Annotated in this window: 18 protein-coding genes and 2 tRNA genes; all 20 read right to left on the bottom strand. The window is 42.7% G+C overall.

The features are described 5' to 3' along the window. Position 1: 1 nt before the first annotated feature. The gene (locus L2716_RS17555; RefSeq protein WP_236338791.1) at positions 2-1,231 is read right to left on the bottom strand and encodes a helix-turn-helix domain-containing protein; all 1,230 of its coding nucleotides are present in this window, start codon (positions 1,229-1,231) and stop codon (positions 2-4) included. 467 nt (positions 1,232-1,698) lie between these two features. Beyond that, the gene (locus tag L2716_RS17550; protein WP_236338789.1) at positions 1,699-2,739 is read right to left on the bottom strand and encodes a zinc-binding dehydrogenase; all 1,041 of its coding nucleotides are present in this window, start codon (positions 2,737-2,739) and stop codon (positions 1,699-1,701) included. Between the two features lie 97 nt (positions 2,740-2,836). Beyond that, complete coding sequence (gene tsaD, locus L2716_RS17545) at positions 2,837-3,853, bottom strand: tRNA (adenosine(37)-N6)-threonylcarbamoyltransferase complex transferase subunit TsaD (RefSeq protein WP_236338786.1); 1,017 nt, start codon at positions 3,851-3,853, stop codon at positions 2,837-2,839. Beyond that, positions 3,853-4,302, bottom strand: coding sequence for a ribosomal protein S18-alanine N-acetyltransferase (gene rimI / locus L2716_RS17540; RefSeq protein ID WP_236338775.1), 450 nt, complete (start codon positions 4,300-4,302; stop codon positions 3,853-3,855). The genes tsaD and rimI overlap by 1 nt, the downstream gene beginning before the upstream one ends. Before the next feature lie 9 nt (positions 4,303-4,311). Further along, a complete protein-coding gene (gene tsaB / locus L2716_RS17535) occupies positions 4,312-5,004 on the bottom strand; it encodes a tRNA (adenosine(37)-N6)-threonylcarbamoyltransferase complex dimerization subunit type 1 TsaB (protein ID WP_236338773.1) in 693 nt (230 codons plus the stop codon). Beyond that, entirely contained in the window at positions 4,985-5,455 is a 471-nt protein-coding gene (gene tsaE / locus L2716_RS17530) for a tRNA (adenosine(37)-N6)-threonylcarbamoyltransferase complex ATPase subunit type 1 TsaE (RefSeq protein WP_236338770.1), read from the bottom strand. Before tsaE ends, tsaB begins: the two co-directional genes overlap by 20 nt. Before the next feature lie 20 nt (positions 5,456-5,475). Further along, positions 5,476-6,450 (bottom strand): thiamine-phosphate kinase, encoded by a 975-nt coding sequence (thiL, locus tag L2716_RS17525; protein WP_236338759.1) that lies wholly within the window; start codon positions 6,448-6,450, stop codon positions 5,476-5,478. A 411-nt stretch (positions 6,451-6,861) separates the two neighbouring features. Then, positions 6,862-7,812, bottom strand: coding sequence for a threonine ammonia-lyase (gene ilvA / locus L2716_RS17520; RefSeq protein WP_236338757.1), 951 nt, complete (start codon positions 7,810-7,812; stop codon positions 6,862-6,864). Positions 7,813-7,868: 56 nt separating this feature from the next. Then, positions 7,869-8,444 carry a 3-isopropylmalate dehydratase small subunit gene (gene leuD / locus L2716_RS17515; RefSeq protein ID WP_236338753.1) on the bottom strand — a complete coding sequence of 192 codons (576 nt, stop codon included), beginning with the start codon at positions 8,442-8,444 and terminating at the stop codon, positions 7,869-7,871. Positions 8,445-8,458: 14 nt separating this feature from the next. Then, positions 8,459-9,871: a 3-isopropylmalate dehydratase large subunit gene (gene leuC, locus L2716_RS17510; RefSeq protein ID WP_236338744.1), complete on the bottom strand. Its 1,413-nt coding sequence runs from the start codon at positions 9,869-9,871 to the stop codon at positions 8,459-8,461. 40 nt (positions 9,872-9,911) lie between these two features. After that, complete coding sequence (gene leuB, locus L2716_RS17505; RefSeq protein WP_236338742.1) at positions 9,912-11,027, bottom strand: 3-isopropylmalate dehydrogenase; 1,116 nt, start codon at positions 11,025-11,027, stop codon at positions 9,912-9,914. Positions 11,028-11,060: 33 nt separating this feature from the next. Next, entirely contained in the window at positions 11,061-12,602 is a 1,542-nt protein-coding gene (locus L2716_RS17500; protein WP_236338741.1) for a 2-isopropylmalate synthase, read from the bottom strand. Next, positions 12,589-13,614 (bottom strand): ketol-acid reductoisomerase, encoded by a 1,026-nt coding sequence (gene ilvC, locus L2716_RS17495; protein ID WP_236338739.1) that lies wholly within the window; start codon positions 13,612-13,614, stop codon positions 12,589-12,591. The genes L2716_RS17500 and ilvC overlap by 14 nt, the downstream gene beginning before the upstream one ends. A gap of 15 nt (positions 13,615-13,629) precedes the next feature. Further along, positions 13,630-14,154, bottom strand: a complete 525-nt coding sequence (gene ilvN, locus L2716_RS17490; RefSeq protein ID WP_236338729.1) for an acetolactate synthase small subunit — start codon at positions 14,152-14,154, stop codon at positions 13,630-13,632. Then, entirely contained in the window at positions 14,151-15,860 is a 1,710-nt protein-coding gene (gene ilvB, locus L2716_RS17485) for an acetolactate synthase large subunit (protein WP_236338717.1), read from the bottom strand. Before ilvB ends, ilvN begins: the two co-directional genes overlap by 4 nt. Before the next feature lie 503 nt (positions 15,861-16,363). Further along, positions 16,364-18,031: a dihydroxy-acid dehydratase gene (gene ilvD, locus L2716_RS17480; RefSeq protein WP_236338715.1), complete on the bottom strand. Its 1,668-nt coding sequence runs from the start codon at positions 18,029-18,031 to the stop codon at positions 16,364-16,366. A gap of 17 nt (positions 18,032-18,048) precedes the next feature. Then, on the bottom strand, positions 18,049-18,951 hold the full coding sequence (gene ilvE, locus L2716_RS17475) for a branched-chain-amino-acid transaminase (RefSeq protein WP_236338713.1): 903 nt from the start codon (positions 18,949-18,951) through the stop codon (positions 18,049-18,051). A 460-nt stretch (positions 18,952-19,411) separates the two neighbouring features. Beyond that, positions 19,412-19,487: transfer RNA gene (locus L2716_RS17470), tRNA-Asp, on the bottom strand. A gap of 188 nt (positions 19,488-19,675) precedes the next feature. Next, positions 19,676-19,752, bottom strand: a tRNA-Met gene (locus tag L2716_RS17465). Positions 19,753-20,043: 291 nt separating this feature from the next. Next, entirely contained in the window at positions 20,044-21,177 is a 1,134-nt protein-coding gene (locus tag L2716_RS17460; RefSeq protein WP_236338711.1) for a trans-sulfuration enzyme family protein, read from the bottom strand. Positions 21,178-21,861 lie beyond the last annotated feature (684 nt).

The raw sequence follows: 21,861 nt of genomic DNA, 5'->3' as shown, positions 1-21,861 counted from the left end.
TCTAAGAAAATAATTTTAGGTTATTTGCCTTTAAATAATATATACTTGAATTCTTGTACATAAATTTCTCAGAGTAGTAGTGCCCCAGTTTTTCATAACACTCTCTTAAATTTAAATAATCCTCTTTTTCTTCAAAATAGCTTACAGCCTTAGTTAATAACTCTTGATACTCTTTAGAAGATTCATTCTTGTCGATTTCATATTTAAGAATCCAGAGTTTAAACGAATAACTATCTTCTATATTTTCAACATAAGATAAACCTTTATTAAGCCAGTTATATGATTGAGTATGATTTTCTATAATATAGTACTCTTTTGCCAACATATAAGTTGTTTGTATATGTAAATTGTTCTCGATGCTTTTTTTGTAATTTATTATTGCTTCAATGCTTTTTCCTCTATTTGAATTTACCAACCCCAAATTATGATAAGCTATGGATTGTATGTAATCGTTATTAGGTAAATATCTGGATGCCTTTAATGCTTTTGATAAATAAAGTTCAGCAGACTGGTCATCCCCTATACGGTTGTAGCCAATTCCTAAAAGAATATGACAATCAACACTTCTTTCATAATTAGCATTTTTATCAAAAGCTGCCAAAGCTTCATAGGCTGTAATAATCGACTTAGTATTACGCCCAAGTTTACTATATAAAATTGATAGCTGATAGATAAACTCTGGTTCATACCTATGCATTGCTTGGCTTATTTGCTTAGCCTCTTGATAAAAGCGTAACGAAGATTTATAATCCCCACTTAAATAACAATATAGTCCAGAAAAACTATTAAAAAAATATTTTAACTCATCTGAAAAAAATTTTGTTAGATTTTCAACTTTTTCTAAATAATGCTTTGCTTTCTTATAATCTTTTACTAACAAATAATATCTTGCATTGATTAACTTATATAAAGAATTGATAGTTGGATCTTCAACATCTTTAACTTTTAATTTAATTTCTTCCATTTTATTTTTTATTTGTATAATCTCACGTTGTTTAATAAGGGTATAAACATCTAATAATTGTTTTTTAAGTTCCGAATTTAAATTTTGATTATCTTCAAAATTTATATCTAATCGCTTACATAATAATTTTAATGTTTCTGGATTAGACTGAATGCTATCATTTTCAATTTTACTTAGATATGAAATTGAGCAAATCCCATTAGATAACTCATTTTGAGTTAGTCCTTTTTTCATTCTATGATAATATATCTTTGCTCCTCCAATCATTATTGCCTCCTATATTCGAAATAATTGATATTTGGTATTCTCAAATTTTTTGCTCTATATTGTATGTGACGTCTAATATTCCTTTCTCAAATTAAATAATAGTACTCAAATTACTTTCTTCAGTTTAAAATTTCCTCATAATAACAAAACAAATTTGAAGTATTTTAAATAAACCTCTTATTCCAGAAAACTGACCTTTTGTTGAGTAAAGAATTTTCAATAATTTACACCTCAATTTTAACATATTTTTCTAGTAAACTTTTATTGAAACCTCATACACAATTCACGGCCGTTCAATAATTTCTTCTACCTTTGTGAAGGGGTGAGAATACATCTTTTATTTAGGTACAACAAAAACGCACTGTGAATTTCATTGTGAAATCCAGTGCGTTTCGCTTTGATATTTATTTGTTTGCATCCCTGAAGTAATCCTGTTATCGGGCATTTGAGGTGGTTGATTTCAAAACTTACTCTTCCGTGAGTAAGACGATTTTTCCTAGTTTTCCTGCATTTTTGAAGTAAGTTTGAGCTTCTCTTGCTTGTTCTAGGGGAAAAGTACGATCGATGACTGGTTTTATTTTACCCTCTGAAATTGCATCAAGCATCCGTTTAAATTCTGACCTTGTTCCTAAAACGGACCCATATAAGGTAATGTGTTTTAAGTACATCGTGCGAAAATCGAGTTCCGTTTTCTGCCCTCCTGCAGATCCAGAAGTGCAGAATTTACCGCCCTTTTTCAACACTTGTAGGGAGGTTGCAAATAAAGCATCCCCAACGACATCTAATACAGAATCGATCGGTCCTCCGTTCACCTCTATTATTTCATCAGCAAGGCTTTCCGACTTATAAGACAGTACATGACTCGCTCCTAGTTCTTTCATTTTCGTTTCTAAAGCTAAGTCTCCAACGATTGCAATGACTTTCGCACCAAATACTTTGGAGGCAATTTGAACGTTCAAAGACCCCACACCACCGTTTGCGCCAGTCACCATTATCGTTTCATTAGGCTTCGCTTGGATTTGCTCAACCATATGCCATGCGGTCATACCGCTAACAGAGAAAACGGCGCTTTCAATATAGTTAGAAAGAGGCATTGGATAACAAAGGTCAGCAGGCCAGACGACATACTCAGCATATCCGCCGTCATATTCCGATCCTATGAAGGACATATCTTCAGAAATATGCTCGAGCCCCTCTTCGCCACTTGATGTAAATGGGAACAGTACCACATCCCTGCCCATCATGCTTTCATTGACTTGACTTCCTACTTTTACAACTTTTCCTGTAATATCAGACCCAGGAATCCTCGGAAACTGAACGCCTTCTGGTCGCCATCCGGATTTCCCTTCAGTACCGTAAGCGCCTTCTCTCATCCAAATCTCCGTGTTATTAATTGCGCAAGCCTTTACTTGTATAAGGACTTCATTGCTCTTAGGCTCTGGTATCGGCTTTTCTACAATTTCTAATTGATCTACATCTCCGTACCCTTTAACTTGTACAGCTTTCATCATATCCTCACCTTTCAAAGTTTCCTCATTCATTCCTCTATAGACCTTACCAAATTTGAATAACACCTTAAAGAATATCCACTTTAAGGTGTTAGGCTTAGAAAGCCTCCAGATCAAGCCCTGGATTGCCGTTCAGTTTCATGTCGGCACGCTTTCCTTTGTTGTATTCAATTGATCCAGCTGCGGCGATCATCGCTGCGTTATCTGTACATAACCATAATGGCGGGATCGACAACTTGATGTCCGTTTCTTCAAACCGTTCTCTTAATCTCGCTCGCAATCCTTTATTGGCAGCAACCCCACCAGCTACTACGATTTGCTTCACGTCATAGGCTACGGCCGCGCGATGTGCTTTTTCTACTAAAACATCGATTACACTTTCTTGGAAGCTTGCCGCTAAATCGTTCGGGCTAATTTCTACACCACGTTGTGTAGCATTATGAAGTGTATTGATGACTGCTGATTTCAAGCCACTGAAGCTGAAATCGTACGAATCAGGCTCTAACCATGCGCGTGGTAAGTCGATCGTCGCTGTTCCTTCTTGAGCGAGTTGATCGATATGAGGACCACCTGGGTAAGGAAGCTTCAACGTACGCGCGACTTTATCATATGCTTCACCAGCTGCGTCATCTCTCGTTTCTCCGATAATTTCAAATGAACCGTGCTCCTCCATATATACGAGCTCCGTATGTCCACCCGATACGACTAAAGCGAGCATTGGAAATTCCATCGGCTCCATCAACCTATTGGCATAAATGTGACCTGCGATATGGTGCACTGCTACAAGCGGTATACCATGAGCGAGTGCGAGTGCTTTGGCGGAATTAACCCCAATTAATAAAGCGCCGACAAGCCCTGGTCCTTCCGTCACTGCAATAGCGCTCAAATCTTCAAATTCAACCCCTGCTTCTTTCATCGCTTCTTCTATGACAATTGTAATTTGTTCAACGTGATGGCGTGATGCAATTTCCGGTACCACACCACCGAATCGTTTATGACTTTCTATTTGAGAGGCTACGACATTCGAAAGCAGTTCAGTTCCATTTTTTACGATAGATGCTGCCGTCTCGTCGCAACTCGTTTCAATCCCAAGTATGATTTCATCTGTTTTCATTACAAATTCACCCACATTACTAATGCATCTTCACCATTATCAGTATAATAATTTCTGCGAATTCCGCCATTTTCAAATCCATATTTACGGTATAATTTCTGTGCGACTTCATTGCTAAGTCGGACTTCAAGCGTCATTGTCTTTGCTCCCATGCTCTTTGCTTGTTCGATCGACTTCTTCATGAGCGCATCTCCATATTTTTTCCCTCGATACGTCGGAATAATTGCGATGTTGGTAATATGCGCTTCATCGATAATGACCCAAATTCCGCAATATCCGACAGGTTGATCGTCTACTTCTAGAATCAAGTAAGTCGCAAATTGGTTATTTTCAATTTCATTATGAAAAGCAATCCTACTCCAAGGATTAGGGAACGAAGCTTCTTCAATTTTCATTACATCATCAATATCAGCTAACGTCATGACTCGAAACGTTAAGTTTTCCACCATGTAAGGCACCTACTTTTTTTGATTAGCGATCCACTTTGCTTCTGCTTCAGCTAATTGTAAGTAGCTTGGTGTAAAAGCATGGGGATCCTCATTCTCCCGGCTAACCCCGAGTGCAGCCAGTTCAGACGATCGCGGATTGTGGTCTGCAATTTGACCAAATATCGCTTTATCTCCCATCAGTTCCACGATTTTTTCCTGATGAAGAGGAAGATCATTTCCTAAAAACAAGACACGCTTGGCGTCTTCTTTCAAAATATCAATCCAATCGGTCAATTGAATAATTCGTTCTTCTTGGACCATCTGGAAGACCCCGTCGATATTTCCGTACAAACCTGTATAAATCTGACCACGTCTGCCATCAAACAAAGGACATACGAGCCCGTCAAAATATTTGCCGTTACGAGCAACGACTTCAAGACTCGATACGCCTGTAACCGGGATGTTCAACGACCAAGCCATCGTTTTCGCAACAGAAACACCGATCCGCACCCCTGTATAGGAACCAGGTCCTTTTGCTACTATGATTTTATCTAATTCGTTCGGCTTTACATCGACTTCTTGTAAAAGATTTTCAATCGCTGGCATGAGACGGACAGAATGGTTTTTCTTCATATTTGTCGTCAATTCCCCTACGATCCGGTCGTCTACGATAACGGAAACGCCCATGACAAGATTCGATGTATCAATTGCCAGTGCTTTCATATCTATACTCCTCACATAACCTTTTGAAACGTTCACCCTTCGGCTCTAAAGTCAGCTCACGCTCATCATCATTCAGACGACGAATCGTAATGTCGAGCCGTTCAGAGGGCAAGAAATCTTCTATAATATGCGCCCATTCGACGACCGTCACGCCTTCCCCTTCAAAGTACTCATCAAATCCAAGGTCTTCTTGGCTGTCCTCTAGACGATAAACGTCCATATGATATAACGGTAGCCGTCCTTGATATTCGCGAATAATCGTGAAAGTCGGACTTTTGACGACTCTTTTTATATGTAATCCTTTAGCAAGTCCTTTCGTAAACGTCGTTTTCCCTGCGCCTAAATCACCTTCTAAAGTAATTAAGTCTCTGGGCTGTAGAAGCTCACCAAGCTGTTCGGCCGCCTCCATCGTTTCTTCTGGACTTTTTAATATCAATTTATAAGCATTCATTTTCTATCACCTTTACCATTTCACGTGAAATGATTGTATCCTTTTTTATCAATCGGCATAAGCCCATTTTTGCTATTCAGACTCACTTTCGATGGTCCTTCAGAAACGGTTCCAATTTGATGGATCGTTTGACCATTCTTTTCGAATAAATTGCTAAGTGAAATCCAATGCTCTGCAGATACCGTACCGATTAATTGAAAATCCTCTCCGCCATTTAGCATCCAATCAAGTACATTCTTTTTGTCGAAAAATGAGAGTGCTTCAATAGTGGGAAGCTTGTCTTCGGCAATGACGATATGAACCTGACTTGCCTCAGCAATTTCGTGCGCTTCACTTGCAAGTCCGTCACTCACATCGTTTAAGGCAATTCTATACCCACTTTCAGATAGAAGCAACCCAGCTTTTACTTGTGGTGTTGGTAGTTGGTGAGCTTTCGTTAGCTCTTCAATTGGCTTGTCGCTGTGCGCTTCTTCTAACAGTATACTCAAGCCCGCGGCTGATAAACCAACTGGACCTGTTAAGAACAGTACGTCACCAGGCTTCGCATTTCTTCGTAAAAGCTTCCTGTCTTGTTTCACTCGCCCGTGTGCTGTGACGGATATCGTGAGTGGACCGCTCGTCGAAACGGTATCTCCGCCAATCAAGTCCATCTCATAAGACTCCGCGAGTTCTGACATCCCGCGGTAAATGTCATCGAGCTCAGTCTCAGTCCAGCCATTAGGTATCGCAATCGATACTAGATAAAACTTCGGCTGTCCGCCCATCGCGGCAATGTCGCTCATGTTCACAGCAAGTGCTTTATAACCGATCTGATAAGGGGTCATCGTTTTACGATTGAAATGAATGTTTTCGACCATCGTATCCACACATAAAATATCGTCATATCCTGATTCTGGACGAATGAGCGCCGCATCATCACCGATTCCTTCAATAAGCGTCGGTTGATGAGTCTTATTCGGTTTAATACGATTGATAAATTCGAATTCATCCTTCATTTAAAAGACACCCCCTATTGATTTAACTGATTTTCGCGCAACTTGTGGAAGTTTCTGCTCCTCTTGTGGAACTCGGTAACATCTTACTACATATAAAGATGATTTTTGACACAAAAATCTTTCCTTATACGAACAGTCATAATTCTTCGCTCTTACTTGTGGAACTTTTCCTTTCACTCGGGGAAATTTCCTCTCAACTCGTGGAACTTCCTGCTCCTCTTGTGGAACTTCCTGCTCCTCTTGTGGAACTTTCCCCTCAACTTGTGGAACTCGGTACCTTCCTACTACAAAATGAGCCCACCAACTTCATCACATTCAGACAATCAAAAACCTTAGGATTCAATCCTAAGGTTTTTCTTACATTATTTTATCTTATTTCAATATAAAATCATAATCCGATGATTGAACGGTTCACGACATTGAAGTGAGGCGCTGTTCCTCTGTGTATCGCTTGCTTAAAGACCGATACAGCTCAATTTTACTTAGATCGACGTTTCCACCGCTGACGATACAGCCGATACGTTGCCCGATTTCGACTTTGTTGCAAAGTAGTGATGCAATAGCGGTTGCGCCTGCCCCTTCGACAAGTGTCTTCTCCCTTTCCAGCATGAACAGAATGGTATAGGCAATTTCTTCATCACTAACCGTCACCATATCGTCTACATATTGCTCGATGATCGGGTACGTTCTTTTCCCCGGCTTTTTCACTAGAATCCCATCTGCAATGCTCGCGACATGATTCAGGTTCCCTTTATTTTTCCCTGTAAAATGATTGTAGGTCGCAGGCGCTCCGGCAGATTGTACTCCGACCACTTTTATGTGAGGGTGGAAGCTTTTCGCTGCAACCGCCACGCCTGAAATCAATCCGCCTCCTCCGACAGGAACAACAATTGTATCTAAGTCTGGACATTGCTGCATCATTTCTAAAGCGACGGTCCCTTGTCCAGCCATCACCTTTTCATCATCAAAAGCATGGACGAATGTGGATCCTTTCGCTAGCATTTCTTCACTTGCAGCTGTAAACGACTCTTGATACGTCTCGCCAATCAATTGAATGTCCGCTCCATACGATCGTGTCGCTTCCACTTTCGCACGTGGTGTTTTATTCGGCATGAAGATTTTTGCCGAAATACCTCGTTCAGATGCAGCGAGCGCTACACCTTGCGCATGATTGCCAGCGGATGCACAAACAATTCCTCGATCAGCTTCTTCATCCGTTAATGAGCAGATTTTATTCAATGCGCCTCTTAATTTGAAAGAGCCTGTCCTTTGCATGTTTTCTAACTTTAAAAACACTTGCCGGTTCGTTAGTTGATTCAACGTATGTGACTGTTTCAACGGTGTTCGATGGACAGCATTCATGATATTTCCCGCTGCTTCGACAACGTCCGTCCTGTTTAGTAAATTCCCAACACACTTCACTCCTGTCGTAATATTTCATATTGTTCGATTTGGTTCTCATACGAGAGCGTAATCGATATTTCATCCCAGCCATTCAAGAGCATCTCTTTCCAATACGCATCGATTTCAAATTGTGCTTGAAACCCATTCTTGTCGCTTACCGTTTGTTGCTCTAAATCGACTGTAAGCTCATCTGCGTGATCCATTAACCTACGAACATCCTGAGCATTCAACTCAACTGGTAACATACCGTTCTTCAAACAGTTGTTATAAAAAATGTCAGCAAAACTTGGCGCGATGATGACTTGAAAACCGTAATCTTGTAAAGCCCACGGTGCGTGTTCACGTGAGGATCCACAACCGAAATTCTCACCACCCACTAGTATAGATGCGCCTTCGTATTGCGGATCGTTCAACGGAAAATCTTCTTTTACAGATCCATCCGAATGGTACCTCCAATGATAGAAGAGGAATTGACCAAAGCCTTGCCGATCGATTTTCTTCAAGAACTGTTTCGGTATAATCTGATCTGTATCCACATGATCCCGATCTAGCGGGAAGATTTTACCTTTTACTTCGTTAATTCCTGTCAACTCACTCACTTCCTTTAATGTGGAACTGCCATCATTTCACGTACATCTGTAAAATAGCCTGTAATAGCTGCCGCTGCTGCCATCGTCGGGCTCACGAGGTGTGTTCTTGCATCGTTCCCTTGTCTACCTTCGAAATTACGGTTCGATGTAGACGCACACCGTTTACCTGGTGGTACGATGTCATCATTCATCGCGAGACACATGCTACACCCGGATTCGCGCCATTCAAAGCCTGCTTTTAGAAAAACATCATCCAACCCCTCTTGCTCAGCTTGCGCTTTTACGAGTTGTGAGCCCGGTACTATTAGGGCGGTGACATCAGGATTCACTTTCCTGCCTTTGACAACTTCTGCTGCTGACCTTAAATCACTAAGCCTTGAATTCGTACATGAACCGATAAATACATAATCGATCGGGACTTCGTTGATCGCCTTTCCACCTTCTAAGTCCATATAAGTGAGTGCTCGTTGAGTAGCCAACTGCTTCGTCTCTTCGTTAAAATCTTCTGGTCGAGGGATCCTGTCATGGATCCCTACCCCCATTGACGGATTCGTACCCCAAGTCACTTGAGGTTCAATCTCCGCACCCTTTATCGTGAGCGATTGATCATAGGTCGCACCTGCATCAGAAGCGTACGATTGCCACTTAGCTAAAATCTGATCAAATGCAACGCCATCAGGTACATGTCGCTTCCCCTTCAAATAATCGAATGTAACTTCGTCAGGGCTGATGATGCCCGCTTTCGCACCTGCCTCAATCGACATGTTGCAGACGGTCATCCGCTCCTCCATCGACAGGTTACGAATCGCTTCACCTGTGAATTCGATGACATGACCAGACCCTACGCTAACGCCGAATTTAGCGATGATACCTAAAATGAGATCCTTCGCAGTCACGCCAAAACCGAGCTCTCCTTCTACTTTAATTTGCAACGTTTTCGGTTTCGCCTGCCATAGCGTTTGGGTCGCCAACACATGTTCTACTTCACTCGTACCGATGCCAAACGCAAGTGCTCCAAATGCACCGTGAGTAGAGGTGTGACTGTCACCGCAAACAATGGTCTTGCCTGGTTGGGTCAAGCCAAGCTCAGGCCCGATAACATGAACGATACCTTGATCAGGGTGATGAATGTCAGCAAGCTCGATCCTGAATTGCTCGCAATTTTCCTTCAGCCTAGTCATTTGTGTTTTCGACACTTCGTCCTTAATCACATCTCGGTGGATCGTCGGGACATTGTGATCCATCGTCGCAAAGGTCAATTCCGGTCTCCTGACTGTCCGGCCCTTCATTCTGAGACCTTCGAAGGCTTGAGGTGACGTTACTTCATGAACGAGGTGGAGATCGATATACAAAAGATCTGGTTTACCCTCTTCTTTATAAACAACGTGTTCATCCCACAGTTTTTCAATGATATTCTTTGGCTTCAATTTCGACTCCTCCACAACGTGTGTCTGTTCATTCATTCCCTTACATATAGGCGGCTAAAATACCCGAAATTGCATAATTTGGCGTAAAATGTTCTACGACGAAATCGCTCATCTCATCGGTTTTCACTACTGGATGGATTTTTTCATGACCGCTTAAATCGCCTGTACGGTAACCAGCCTTCAGAACCTCATTAATTGCTTGGTCGATCATTTCCGCTTCCTCATGCAATCCAAAGGAATGTCTCAGCATCATCGCAACCGATTGAATCATACCTAGTGGATTGGCTAGGTTCCTGCCAGCAATGTCTGGAGCAGAACCGTGAACGGGCTCGTAGACACCGAAAGTATCCTCTCTCAAACTAGCTGAAGGCAACATGCCGAGGGACCCTGTCAGCATGGAAGCCTCATCACTCAAGATGTCTCCGAACATATTCTCGGTTACGATTACGTCAAACTGCTTCGGTTGATAAACAAGCTTCATCGCTGCAGCATCTACAAGTAAATGCTCAACCTCAACAGTTGGATACTCGGTTGCGACTTCATTTACGACTTCACGCCACATTCTGCTCGATTCAAGCACGTTCGCTTTATCGACTGAAGTCAATTTCTTGCGCCTTTCGGACGCCAGTTGAAATGCTTTATGCACGACTTTTTCAATTTCTTTCTTTTCGTACTGAAGCGTGTCGACAGCTATCTCACGATTTTTGCCTCTTCTTTCACGAGGTTCACCAAAATAAAGTCCACTTGTCAGCTCTCGTACGATAACGAAATCGACATCTTTAACGACGCTCGGTTTCATAGGTGAAGCATCTTGAAGTGATTCAAATGTCTTGACGGGGCGAAAGTTCGCAAACAGGCCAAGCTCCTTGCGAAGTCCAAGTAATCCTTTTTCTGGCCGGAGATCTACGGGATTGTCTTCCCACTTCGGTCCTCCGACAGCGCCAAGCAATACCGCGTCACTTTGTTTACAAAGATCTAGCGTTTCCCTTGGTAGAGGTGTGCCATGATGATCAATTGCAGCACCACCAATTTTTCCTTGGACAATCTCGAATTCATGTCCATATTGGTCTTCGACAGCTTTTAATACATCGAGCGCACCGTTTAACACTTCTTGTCCAATTCCATCTCCAGGTAGTACTGCCACTTGCTTTTTCATCATAATCCCTCCATTTAATAAAAGTCTGTTATCTTAAACTGTCACTTTTTGCTTTTCTCGGTGATGGACGCTTCTTACTCGGTTGACTGCATCTAGGTATGCGCGAGCTGAAGCTTCTAATACGTCCTGTGCTGTGCCTCTTCCACTCGATTGATGGTCGTTATACGTCACTTGGACGTACACTTCAGCCAGCGCATCTCTTCCTCCGCCGACAGAGTGAATCTTGTAATCCAGTAACACTACTGAATCTTCTACTAGTTTTTCAATCGTATTGTAGATCGCTTCGACACTACCAAAACCCGTTGCCGCTTCCTGCTGGTAGACGCCTTCGGGATTAACGACAGCGATTGTGGCGGTTGGAATGTTATCCATGCCATATTGGACTTGTAAACTCTTTAACTCATAAATCGGTGTGCCATCCGCTTCGGTTTGTTTTTCCATTAGAATCGCGAATAAATCCTCATCTGAAATTTCCTTTTTCTTATCCGCTAAGTCTTTGAACATTTTAAACGCATCGTTCAACTTCTGATCGGTCAGTTCGAATCCCATTTCTTTGACCCTCATCCTAAAAGCGTGTCGACCGGAGTGTTTACCGAGAACAAGTCGGTTCGTTTGTACACCGATCAATTCCGGACTGATGATCTCGTATGTTGTTTTTTCCTTCAACACACCGTCTTGATGAATGCCAGATTCGTGTGCAAATGCATTATTTCCGACAACAGCTTTGTTTCCAGGTACGCTCATACCTGTCAACTTGCTAACGAGGTTGCTCGTTCGCTTCAGCTCATCTAGCTTCAAGCCCGTTTTTGCTCTGTATATGTCTTCACGAATATGAAGCGCGACCGCGATTTCCTCAAGACCTGTGTTACCAGCTCTTTCACCGATTGCATTGATCGTTCCTTCCACTTGATCTGCGCCATTTTCAATCGCTTTGAGTGTGTTCGATGTCGCCATGCCTAAGTCATTATGACAATGCGCAGACAGCTTTACGCGGTTGATGTTCGGTACATTTTCCTTAATGAAGCGAAACAACGCGCCGTACTCTTCTGGTGACATATAGCCGACCGTATCAGGTAGATTGATGACGGTCGCACCTGCGTCAATCACTTCCTTAATGATTTTCACTAAAAAGTGCTTGTCGGACCTGCAAGCATCCTCTGCTGACCATTGGACGTGCGTGAACTTTTCGCTTGCGTATTTTACCGATTCAACTGCTGTTTCAAGTACTTGATCGGTCGTCATTTTCAACTTGTACGTCATATGGATCGGTGATGTTGCTAGAAAGATATGAATCCGCGGTTCAACAGATCCTTTCAACGCTTCCCATGCAGCATCAATGTCATTTTGATTTGCTCTTGAGAGCCCGGTAACCGAACTCCCTTTTACCGCTTCCGCAATGCGTTTGACCGATTGTAAATCTCCATTGGATGCTGCCGGAAAACCCGCTTCGATAATATCAACATTTAGCCGCTCCAACTGATAGGCGATTTCCATTTTTTCTAAAAGGTTCAAGTTCACGCCAGCCGATTGTTCACCGTCTCTTAGCGTCGTATCGAAGACATCAATCTTTGCCACTGAACACCACTTCCTTTTTTTCGTCCTTTTTGATGAACGGCATCAATTCTCGTAACTTTCTACCGACGACTTCGATTTGGTGATCTTGTTCGCGTTTGTTTGTCGCATTGTATTCCGGACGATTCGTCTGATTCTCAAGAATCCATCCTTTTGCGAACTTACCAGATTGAATGTCTTCTAATACCTCTTTCATTCTCGCTTTTGTTTCTTCGTTTACGACGCGTGGTCCTGAAACGAAATCTCCCCATTGAGCTGTATCAGAAACGGAATATCTCATGCCTTCAATGCCACCTTCATACATGAGATCTACGATCAGCTTAAGCTCGTGTAAACATTCGAAATAGGCGACTTCGGGTTGATATCCTGCTTCAGTTAATGTTTCAAATCCAGCTTTTACAAGAGAGGTGAGTCCTCCGCAAAGGACGGCTTGTTCACCGAATAAATCCGTTTCGGTTTCCTCTTGAAATGTCGTTTCTAAAATCCCTGCTCGTCCAGCTCCGATTCCTTTCGCATATGCTAATGCTAGATTGTCAGCTTCACCTGTTACATTTTGAAGGACGCCGAATAATGCGGGAACGCCTGCACCACTTTCGAACGTCCGGCGCACGAGATGTCCAGGTCCTTTCGGTGCTACGAGGAACACATCGACATCCTTTGGTGGTACGACTTGATGGAAATGGACGTTAAATCCATGTGCGAACGCTAATGCTTTTCCAGGTGTCAGCCCTGGTTCGATTTCATTCTTATATACAGTCGGTTGCCACTCATCTGGCAAGAGGACCATCACGACATCCGCTTCTTCACTAGCTTCACGAACCGTTTTTACCGAAAAACCGTCACTCACGGCTTGGTCCCATGACTTTCCTTTTCGAAGTCCTACTACTACCTCATGGCCGCTGTCTCGTAAATTTTGTGCGTGTGCATGACCTTGTGAGCCATAGCCGACCACCGCTACTTTCCTACCTTGTAATACCTCACCCTTCACATCATCGTTATAATAGACTTTGACCATTTCCATTCATCCTTTCTATTTGAGTAGTGTGTATTGCTTAATATCGGTTACTGATTTCTGAGATCCGCGTGCGAATGCGGTAACGCCTGTCCTCGATAGTTCTTTAATGCCATAAGGCTTCAAAAGCTCAATAATCGCTTCAATTTTTTCCGTATCACCGGTCACTTGAACGATCAGGGTATCCCTTGATAAATCTATAATTAGTGCCCTGAATGGCTCGACGATTCCGTTGATTTCGGCTCGCGTCTGTCCGTTCGCAAGGACTTTAATGAGCGCTAGCTCCCTTGCGACAATCGCTTGATTCGTAATATCTGAAACTTTGAGAACATCAATCTGCTTGTTGAGTTGCTTCAACAACTGCTCAATCTGTCGATCATCCTCCACGGAGACGACGAAGGTCATTTTAGAAATACCTTCTGTTTCGGTATGCCCGACGGTAATGCTTTCAATATTGAAATGACGCTTCGTAAAAAGACACGTTACGCGATTCAGAACTCCACTTTGGTTTAAAACCGTTGCCGTTACGATTCTTCGTTTCACGGTCTCACCCCGATCATTTCGTGAAGTCCTGTTCCTGGAGCGACCATTGGGAATACGTTTTCCTCTGGACAAACTCTACAGTCGATTAAGACAGGCTCATCATCATGGAGCACTTCAGATAATAACGCCCTTGCTTCGTCTATATTAGAAGCTTGATAGCCTCTCACTCCGTAACATTCAGCAAGTTTGACGAAATCAGGTTGTGTCATGAATACGGACTGTGAATAGCGCTTTTCGTAAAAAGCCTCCTGCCATTGCCTTACCATCCCCATTGCACCGTTATTGACGATAACCACTTTTACGGGAAGGTTCATTTCTTTTAAAAGGATCATCTCTTCGGACGTCATTTGGAATCCGCCGTCTCCAACGATACTGATGACTTTCTTGTCTGGCTCTGCGATTTGAGCTCCAATTGCGGCTGGAAACCCGAATCCCATCGTCCCAAGTCCTCCTGAAGTCACCCATTTATGTGGCTCGTTGAATGTATAATACTGTGCTGCCCACATTTGATGCTGACCGACATCTGTCGTCACAATTGCTTCACCTTGCGTAATCAAGTGAATGTCTTTCATTAATTGTTGTGGAGAAATGACTTGTTTAACCTCTTTATTCCAGTACGGATATTCAAGCTTATATCCGTCCAAATGCTGGAGCCAATCTTCACTTAACGCTGGTGTTCCTTGTTCATCTAAAAGGCTCAGCATCGCTTCCTTCGCATCAGCGACAATCGGAATTTGTGTTGCGACATTCTTACCAATTTCAGCAGGATCAATATCGATATGGGCAACCGTCGCTTCTGGTGCGAAAGTTTTCAAATTGCCTGTAAGTCTGTCATCGAACCTTGCACCGACGCTAATTAATAAATCACTCTCATACAACGCCATGTTTGCGGCGTAACAGCCATGCATGCCGCCCATTCCGAGGAATAGAGGATGTTCAGCTGGGAAGGCACCCAATCCGAGCAAAGTATGAACGACCGGAATATGCTTCGCTTCAGCTACCGCTCTTAGTTGTTCAGATCCTTTGGCGTGTAGCACACCTGCGCCGGCTAAAATGACCGGTTTCTTTGCGGTCTCGATTGCTTCGTTCAGCTTCTTGATTTGTAGGAGGTTCGGTCTTTTCGTCGGTTGAAAACCAGGTAGATGGACGGGACAATCAAAACTGACGTCTGAAACCGATGCAGAAACATCCTTCGGAATATCGACCAGTACCGGTCCTGGTCTACCCGTCTTTGCAATATGAAACGCTTCTTTTACAATTCTCGGAAGGTCTTTCAAATCACGAACCTGATAATTATGCTTCGTAATCGGCATCGTTACGCCGGTTACATCCGCCTCTTGAAAAGCATCTGTTCCGATCACACCAGAAGCGACCTGGCCCGTGAATATAACGAGTGGCAATGAATCCATCATCGCATCCGTAATCCCTGTCACAAGATTAGTAGCCCCTGGTCCCGATGTGGCAATAACAACCCCTGGCTTTCCAGAAATTCTTGCGTACCCTTCAGCAGAATGGATCGCGCCTTGTTCATGTCTTGCCAGTACGTGCTTGATCGGATTACGGTACAGTGCGTCATAAATCGGGAGTACTGCTCCTCCCGGGTAACCGAAAACGACATCAACATCTTCTTGCTTCAAGGCATGAATAAGAGTCTCGGCACCAGTTAACCGCTGCTCTTGAGGTTCTGCCTTCACATTAGCCTTCATTTTGATCTCCTCCCTTTATTCGAAAAGTGTAAGCGCAATGGTAGTCACGAAGGTCACTGGAAGACCTTTGAGGAGCCTGTCGCCGCCGCAAGAGGTCTGAAGTGATCCGAGAGACTGTGCGCTGGAACTAGACATTACATCGTCGGCCTTCCATCAACTTTACTTTTGAAAGCTTTAAAACAATACAAAAAGCCTTTCCACCCACTACGACACGGTTTCGTTTCGTAAAGGATGAAAAGGCTCAATTCCTTTTCATGGTACCACCTTTGTTCATAGCATCTTCACAGACACTATCTCGGCGAGTCCAGCAAAATCTCAAGACTACACTTTTTTGATAACAGGTGTTTCTAAAAGAATCACCTGACCTCATTTACTAGCAACAAGCGTTCAATGTGGTACTCAGAGGAGATGTCACGAATGGATGTATTACCGGCTTCCAGCATGACCGGCTCTCTGTAAATACGTCTTCCATCCACTTTTCCCTCGTCAACGTTTTATCCTTATCAAACTTTTAAAATGCCACCTGTACTTGCTGATGTAACTAGCTTTGCATATCGAGCGAGATAGCCTTTCTTAATTTTCGGTTCAGGCTGAACAAACTTTTGTCTCCGCTCGGTTAATTCTTCTTCTGAAACCATCAGGTTAATCGTTCTATTTTCTAGGTCAATAAAAATTGAATCTCCATTTTCAACTAAAGCGATCGGTCCACCTTCAGCTGCTTCTGGTGAAATGTGTCCGACGGATATTCCTCGTGATGCCCCCGAAAAACGTCCATCCGTAATGAGGGCGACGTCTTTATCTAATCCACGACCTGCAATCGCTGCGGTTGGCGCGAGCATTTCTGGCATCCCAGGTCCACCTTTCGGGCCTTCATATCGGATGACAACGACATCTCCTTTTTGTACAGTGCCATCATCAATACCTTGTTGGGCTTCATCCTGGGTGTCAAAGCATATCGCTCTTCCCATGAACGTTTTGATCGAAGGATCCACTGCACCAACTTTAATGACACCGCCGTCCGGTGCGATGTTGCCATTCAACACCGATAATCCACCAACCTTACTATACGGATTGTCCTTCTTCCGGATCACTTGTTCATTTTTAATTGGATAGTCCTTTACCCGATCAGCCAGGGACGTCCCTGAGACGGTGATCCGATCTTTGTTAATCAATCCATCAATTTGACAAAGCTCATTGATAATTGCACTAATGCCACCAGCTTTCTCAACATCATCCATCGTGTAATCTGACGCTGGACTAATTTTAGCTAAGTAAGGCGTCCTTTCAGCAATTTCATTGATTCGGTTAAAATCGTAGTCAATCTCTGCCTCGTTCGCAATTGCAAGCGTATGAAGAACAGTGTTCGTTGAGCCACCCATCGCCATATCTAGAGCAAATGCATCATCAATGGCATCCTTCGTCACGATGTCCCTTGGCTTGATATCCTTCTTAATCATATCGACGAGGTTGTGTGCAGCTTGTCGAATCAGCTCATGACGCTTTTGGGAAGTCGCGACAATCGTTCCGTTACCTGGTAAAGCTAGTCCAACCATTTCCATAAGCGAATTCATCGAATTTGCTGTAAACATACCAGAGCATGAACCACATGTTGGACAAGCATTTTGCTCGATATCAAGAAGTTCCTCTGAGCTCATCGTTCCTGATTGGTGTTTGCCTACACCCTCAAATACGGATACGAGTGATAAAGGTGCACCGTCTTTTGATTTACCGCCTTCCATAGGACCACCGGAAACAAATACACTCGGGACATTCGTTCTTGCTGCTGCCATTAGCATACCTGGTGTGATTTTGTCACAATTCGGTATGAAGAAGACCCCATCAAACCAGTGTGCATTGATGACCGTTTCTGCTGCATCCGCAATGACTTCCCTGCTGGGTAGAGAGTACCTCATGCCGATGTGACCCATGGCAATGCCATCATCGACACCGATCGTGTTGAACTCAAATGGAATGCCACCAGCTTCTCGAATCGCTTCTTTTACAACTTCTGCAAACTTATTTAAGTGCATATGACCCGGAATAATATCGATATATGAGTTACATACACCGATAAATGGCTTTTCAATATCTTTCGTCTTTACACCCGTCGCTCGCAGTAAACTCCGATGGGGTGCACGGTCAATTCCTACTTTGATCATGTCACTACGCATCTCATCACCCCAACTATTTACCCTGCTTGAACTTCTTTTCGAGTATAGATTTTGTGTCCATCTTCCGTTACCGTTTGTCTGAATGATTCTAATAGCTGCTTCGTAATTTTTCCTGGACTGCCATCACCGATTTGACGACCATCCACTTTCACGACACCAATGACTTCAGCGGCCGTTCCTGTTAAGAAAACTTCATCTGCCGTAAAAACATCATGTCTTGTAAATACTTCTTCACGCATTTCAAAGCCTCGTAACTGTGCAATTTCCATAATTGCATTCCGAGTAACACCTTCAAGTGCCCCAACATATCCTGGTGGAGTTTTAATGACGCCACCTTTGATAATAAACACGTTGTCAGCAGATCCTTCCGCCACATAGCCTTGGTCATTTAGCATCAACGCTTCACTAACGCCCGCTAAGTTGGCTTCAATTTTCACTAAAATATTATTCAAGTAGTTCAATGATTTCACTTTCGGAGATAATACATCCGCTCTGTTCCTTCGACTTGCGACCGTTGCAATTTCCACACCCGTTTCATAAAGCTGTTCAGGAAACAGTGCGAGTTGTTCTGCAATCACGATGACTTGGGGTTCTTTACAATGAGTTGGATCTAATCCAAGGTTTCCAACGCCTCTCGATACGACGACACGGACGTAAGCATCATCAAGTTCATTCCGCCTCAAAGTTTCAGCAACAATTTCCGTTAGTTCATCTTTACTATACGGAATCTCTAGCATGATTGATTTCGCAGAATCGTATAAGCGATCAACATGTTCTTGCAAGCGGAATACATTGCCGTCATACATTCTAATCCCTTCGAACACCCCATCTCCGTATAGAAATCCATGATCATACACAGATACAACCGCCTCATTTTTATTTACATAGCGGCCGTTAAGGTAAATCCATTGTTCGCTCATGTCGATCGCTCCCTTCATCAAGAAATAATGGTCTATAATTGGTCAATGACAGGTGTTTAAAACCGTCAAATTTTTAAGTTGCGGACTATGTTACTCCCGTTTTTTGAAACAGTCAACCTTATTTTTTGACAATTTTGACTTCTCTGTTTATTCGTAAACGCTTACATGATATTGCCTACAATGTTTTAACCCTATTAAAATTTTTTTGAAAGTCCTGTTTTAGGTGCAAAATGAGATGAAATGACAAAAGGAAAATGACTAGCATGGAGGAATTGGAGTGATCGCTTTTTATGATTCATTTGGAGGAGATCATAGATAGAAAAAAAGACCCAAATGAAGGGTCTTTTCGATATATTTTGACATTATGTAAAACTGGGTGAAGGTGAGCCTTACCGTCGAATAAGCATGCAATTAACCTTTTTAAACACAAAAAAACACGAAACCTATGTTTCATGTAAAATGGCGGACCCGACCGGATTCGAACCGGCGATCTCCTGCGTGACAGGCAGGCATGTTAACCCCTACACCACGGGTCCAAAGTATGTATTATGTAAGTTTAATCGACGTAGTAAGTTTTAAATTGGTTGCACCCCTTCGGGTACTCCAGATGTTCATTGAGCAAGCTGTCATTTCAACGTCGTGCAATGAACTTAAATTGGTTGCACCTAAAGGTACTACAGTCTAAAACTAGCTACGATGTAAGTCGACGTAGTAAGTTTTAAATTGGTTGCGGGGATAGGATTTGAACCTATGACCTTCGGGTTATGAGCCCGACGAGCTACCAGACTGCTCCACCCCGCGCCGATAATAAAGTGTACGGATGATGTTTATTCCGTTTGTCGTCCTTTCCTCTACTAGTTCATGCTATCGAAGCTAGTTGCGTCAGGACAAGTCGACGTGATTTCACTAGAAGCTTATGCTCCTTGCTCCACCCCGCGCCGATAATAATTGGACGTTGTTGCTGTCCGTTATGTTTTGTCCTGTTTCAATCGGACAATTACTAATATACCATGTTGATATAGGACATGCAAGTGTTTTCTTATATTCTTTTTCTAATACAGGAAAGTGCTACCAAAATGGCAGCACTCTGCTCTATGATAATGCTACTTGAAACGCTTCTTCTATATCTTTATAATCCTCAATTCCTACTGAAATTCGGATTAAACTCTTCGTAATCCCCATCCGTTCTTGTTCAGATTTGGGTAACGCACGATGAGATGTACCAATAGGATAAGAAATTGTCGTCTCGACACCAGCTAGTGTTGGAACCACACCGATCCAATCTAACTTCTCGCTAAAAGTATTTGGATTAATGTCTTCACCTAACAGAATGGATACAATTGCACCATTCCCTTTTTCTGAAGCGTGCTCAGGATAATACACTTTTTTGATTCCCTCATGCTCTGATAAATAGCTAGCCAACCTCTGAGCATTTTGAATATGTTTTTCCATCCGTACACTCAAAGTTTTCAGTCCTCTACACGTTAACCAAGCTTCAAATGGGCTCAAGTTGCTGCCTAAATTCATGACCTTCTTCTTCGCTTTTTCGATCAAGACTTGATCACCAACAATAACCCCTGCTGTGATATCCGAGTGTCCGCCTATATACTTTGTCGCACTATGCGCCACAATATTGATTCCATCTAAATATGGCTGCATGAGATACGGTGTTGCAAATGTATTATCAATCATCGTCTTAATATTATATTCTTTACCTAACGCCACAATCGTAGATAAGTTTTCCACTCGTAAAAAAGGATTTGTTATTGATTCAGAATACAGCAAGACTGTATTGTCTTTTATTGCAGAACGAATACTGTCTTTTGATTCAAAAGAGACAAACGAAACTTCGATTCCAAAGGTAGGTAATTCTTTAGCGAGTAATTGATATGTACCACCGTAAAGGTCTTCGCATGCCACTATGTGATCTCCATGCTCAGCGACTGCAAGAATGCCTGCTAAAATTGCCGAAATCCCTGACGACGTCGCAACACCCTTAGGAGCACCTTCCAGTTGAGCTACACCTGTTCCGAGATCGTCCGTATTTGGATTACTAACCCTTGAATACATATGAGGGGACTTTCCTTCAAAATAACCCTCTAATTCATCTAAATTAGAAAATTTAAACGCTGAAGTTTGATAGATTGGCTGTGCCTTACTAGTCGATTCTGACTTAAGCTTTTTGTTAAAATGAACTGCTTTCGAATCAAAACGAAACTTTTCCAATGATATCCCCTCCATTTTGATTAAATATAACATGAATAAAAAACCAAGCAAAAACAAACACTCAGCTTCGATGTTGAAGTTGATGTTTAAAAATCATAAAGACGATTTTTGGTTCAAAAATCTTCCTTTTTAGAATTTTACTAACTAAAAAGTAGTCGAAAACTTTCTTATGAGTGCTCCGTATGAGTGCTCCGTAGAATGATTTTCTCTCTACCGAGCACTCATTGCGCAACCTATTTCATATATAGATGATTTTTGTGCCAAAAATCTTTCCTAATACGAGTGTTTCATACAACTTCGTCCATACTTGTGGAACTTTTGCTCTCTCTTAGGGAACTTACACTCTCGCTTGAGGAACTTTCGCTCCTACTTGTGGAACATTTGCTCCCACTTGGGGAATTTGGTGAATTTTTACTACATGCTTTGTTGTTTTAAGTCCTTACGGACTTTAATTCCTTTCAAACACAAAAAAGAGCAGTCTTTCGACTACTCTCGATAGTGCCCGGCGACGTTCTACTCTCACAGGGGGAAGCCCCCAATTACCATTGACGCGCGAGCTTAACTTCCGTGGTCGGCTTCGGTTTACGATGAACGGCGGATCTCTTTGTCATCTACAGTCGTGCCGTCCTCGCGTATATCATACGCTCCGGTCGTCACTCCTTTGTTTCCTCGACCTCCTTGTTC

Source organism: Pseudalkalibacillus berkeleyi, from assembly GCF_021608225.1.
GTDB lineage: Bacteria > Bacillota > Bacilli > Bacillales > Fictibacillaceae > Pseudalkalibacillus > Pseudalkalibacillus berkeleyi.
Note: the sequence above shows the minus strand (reverse complement) of the source record. Positions and strands in the feature narration are given on the sequence as shown.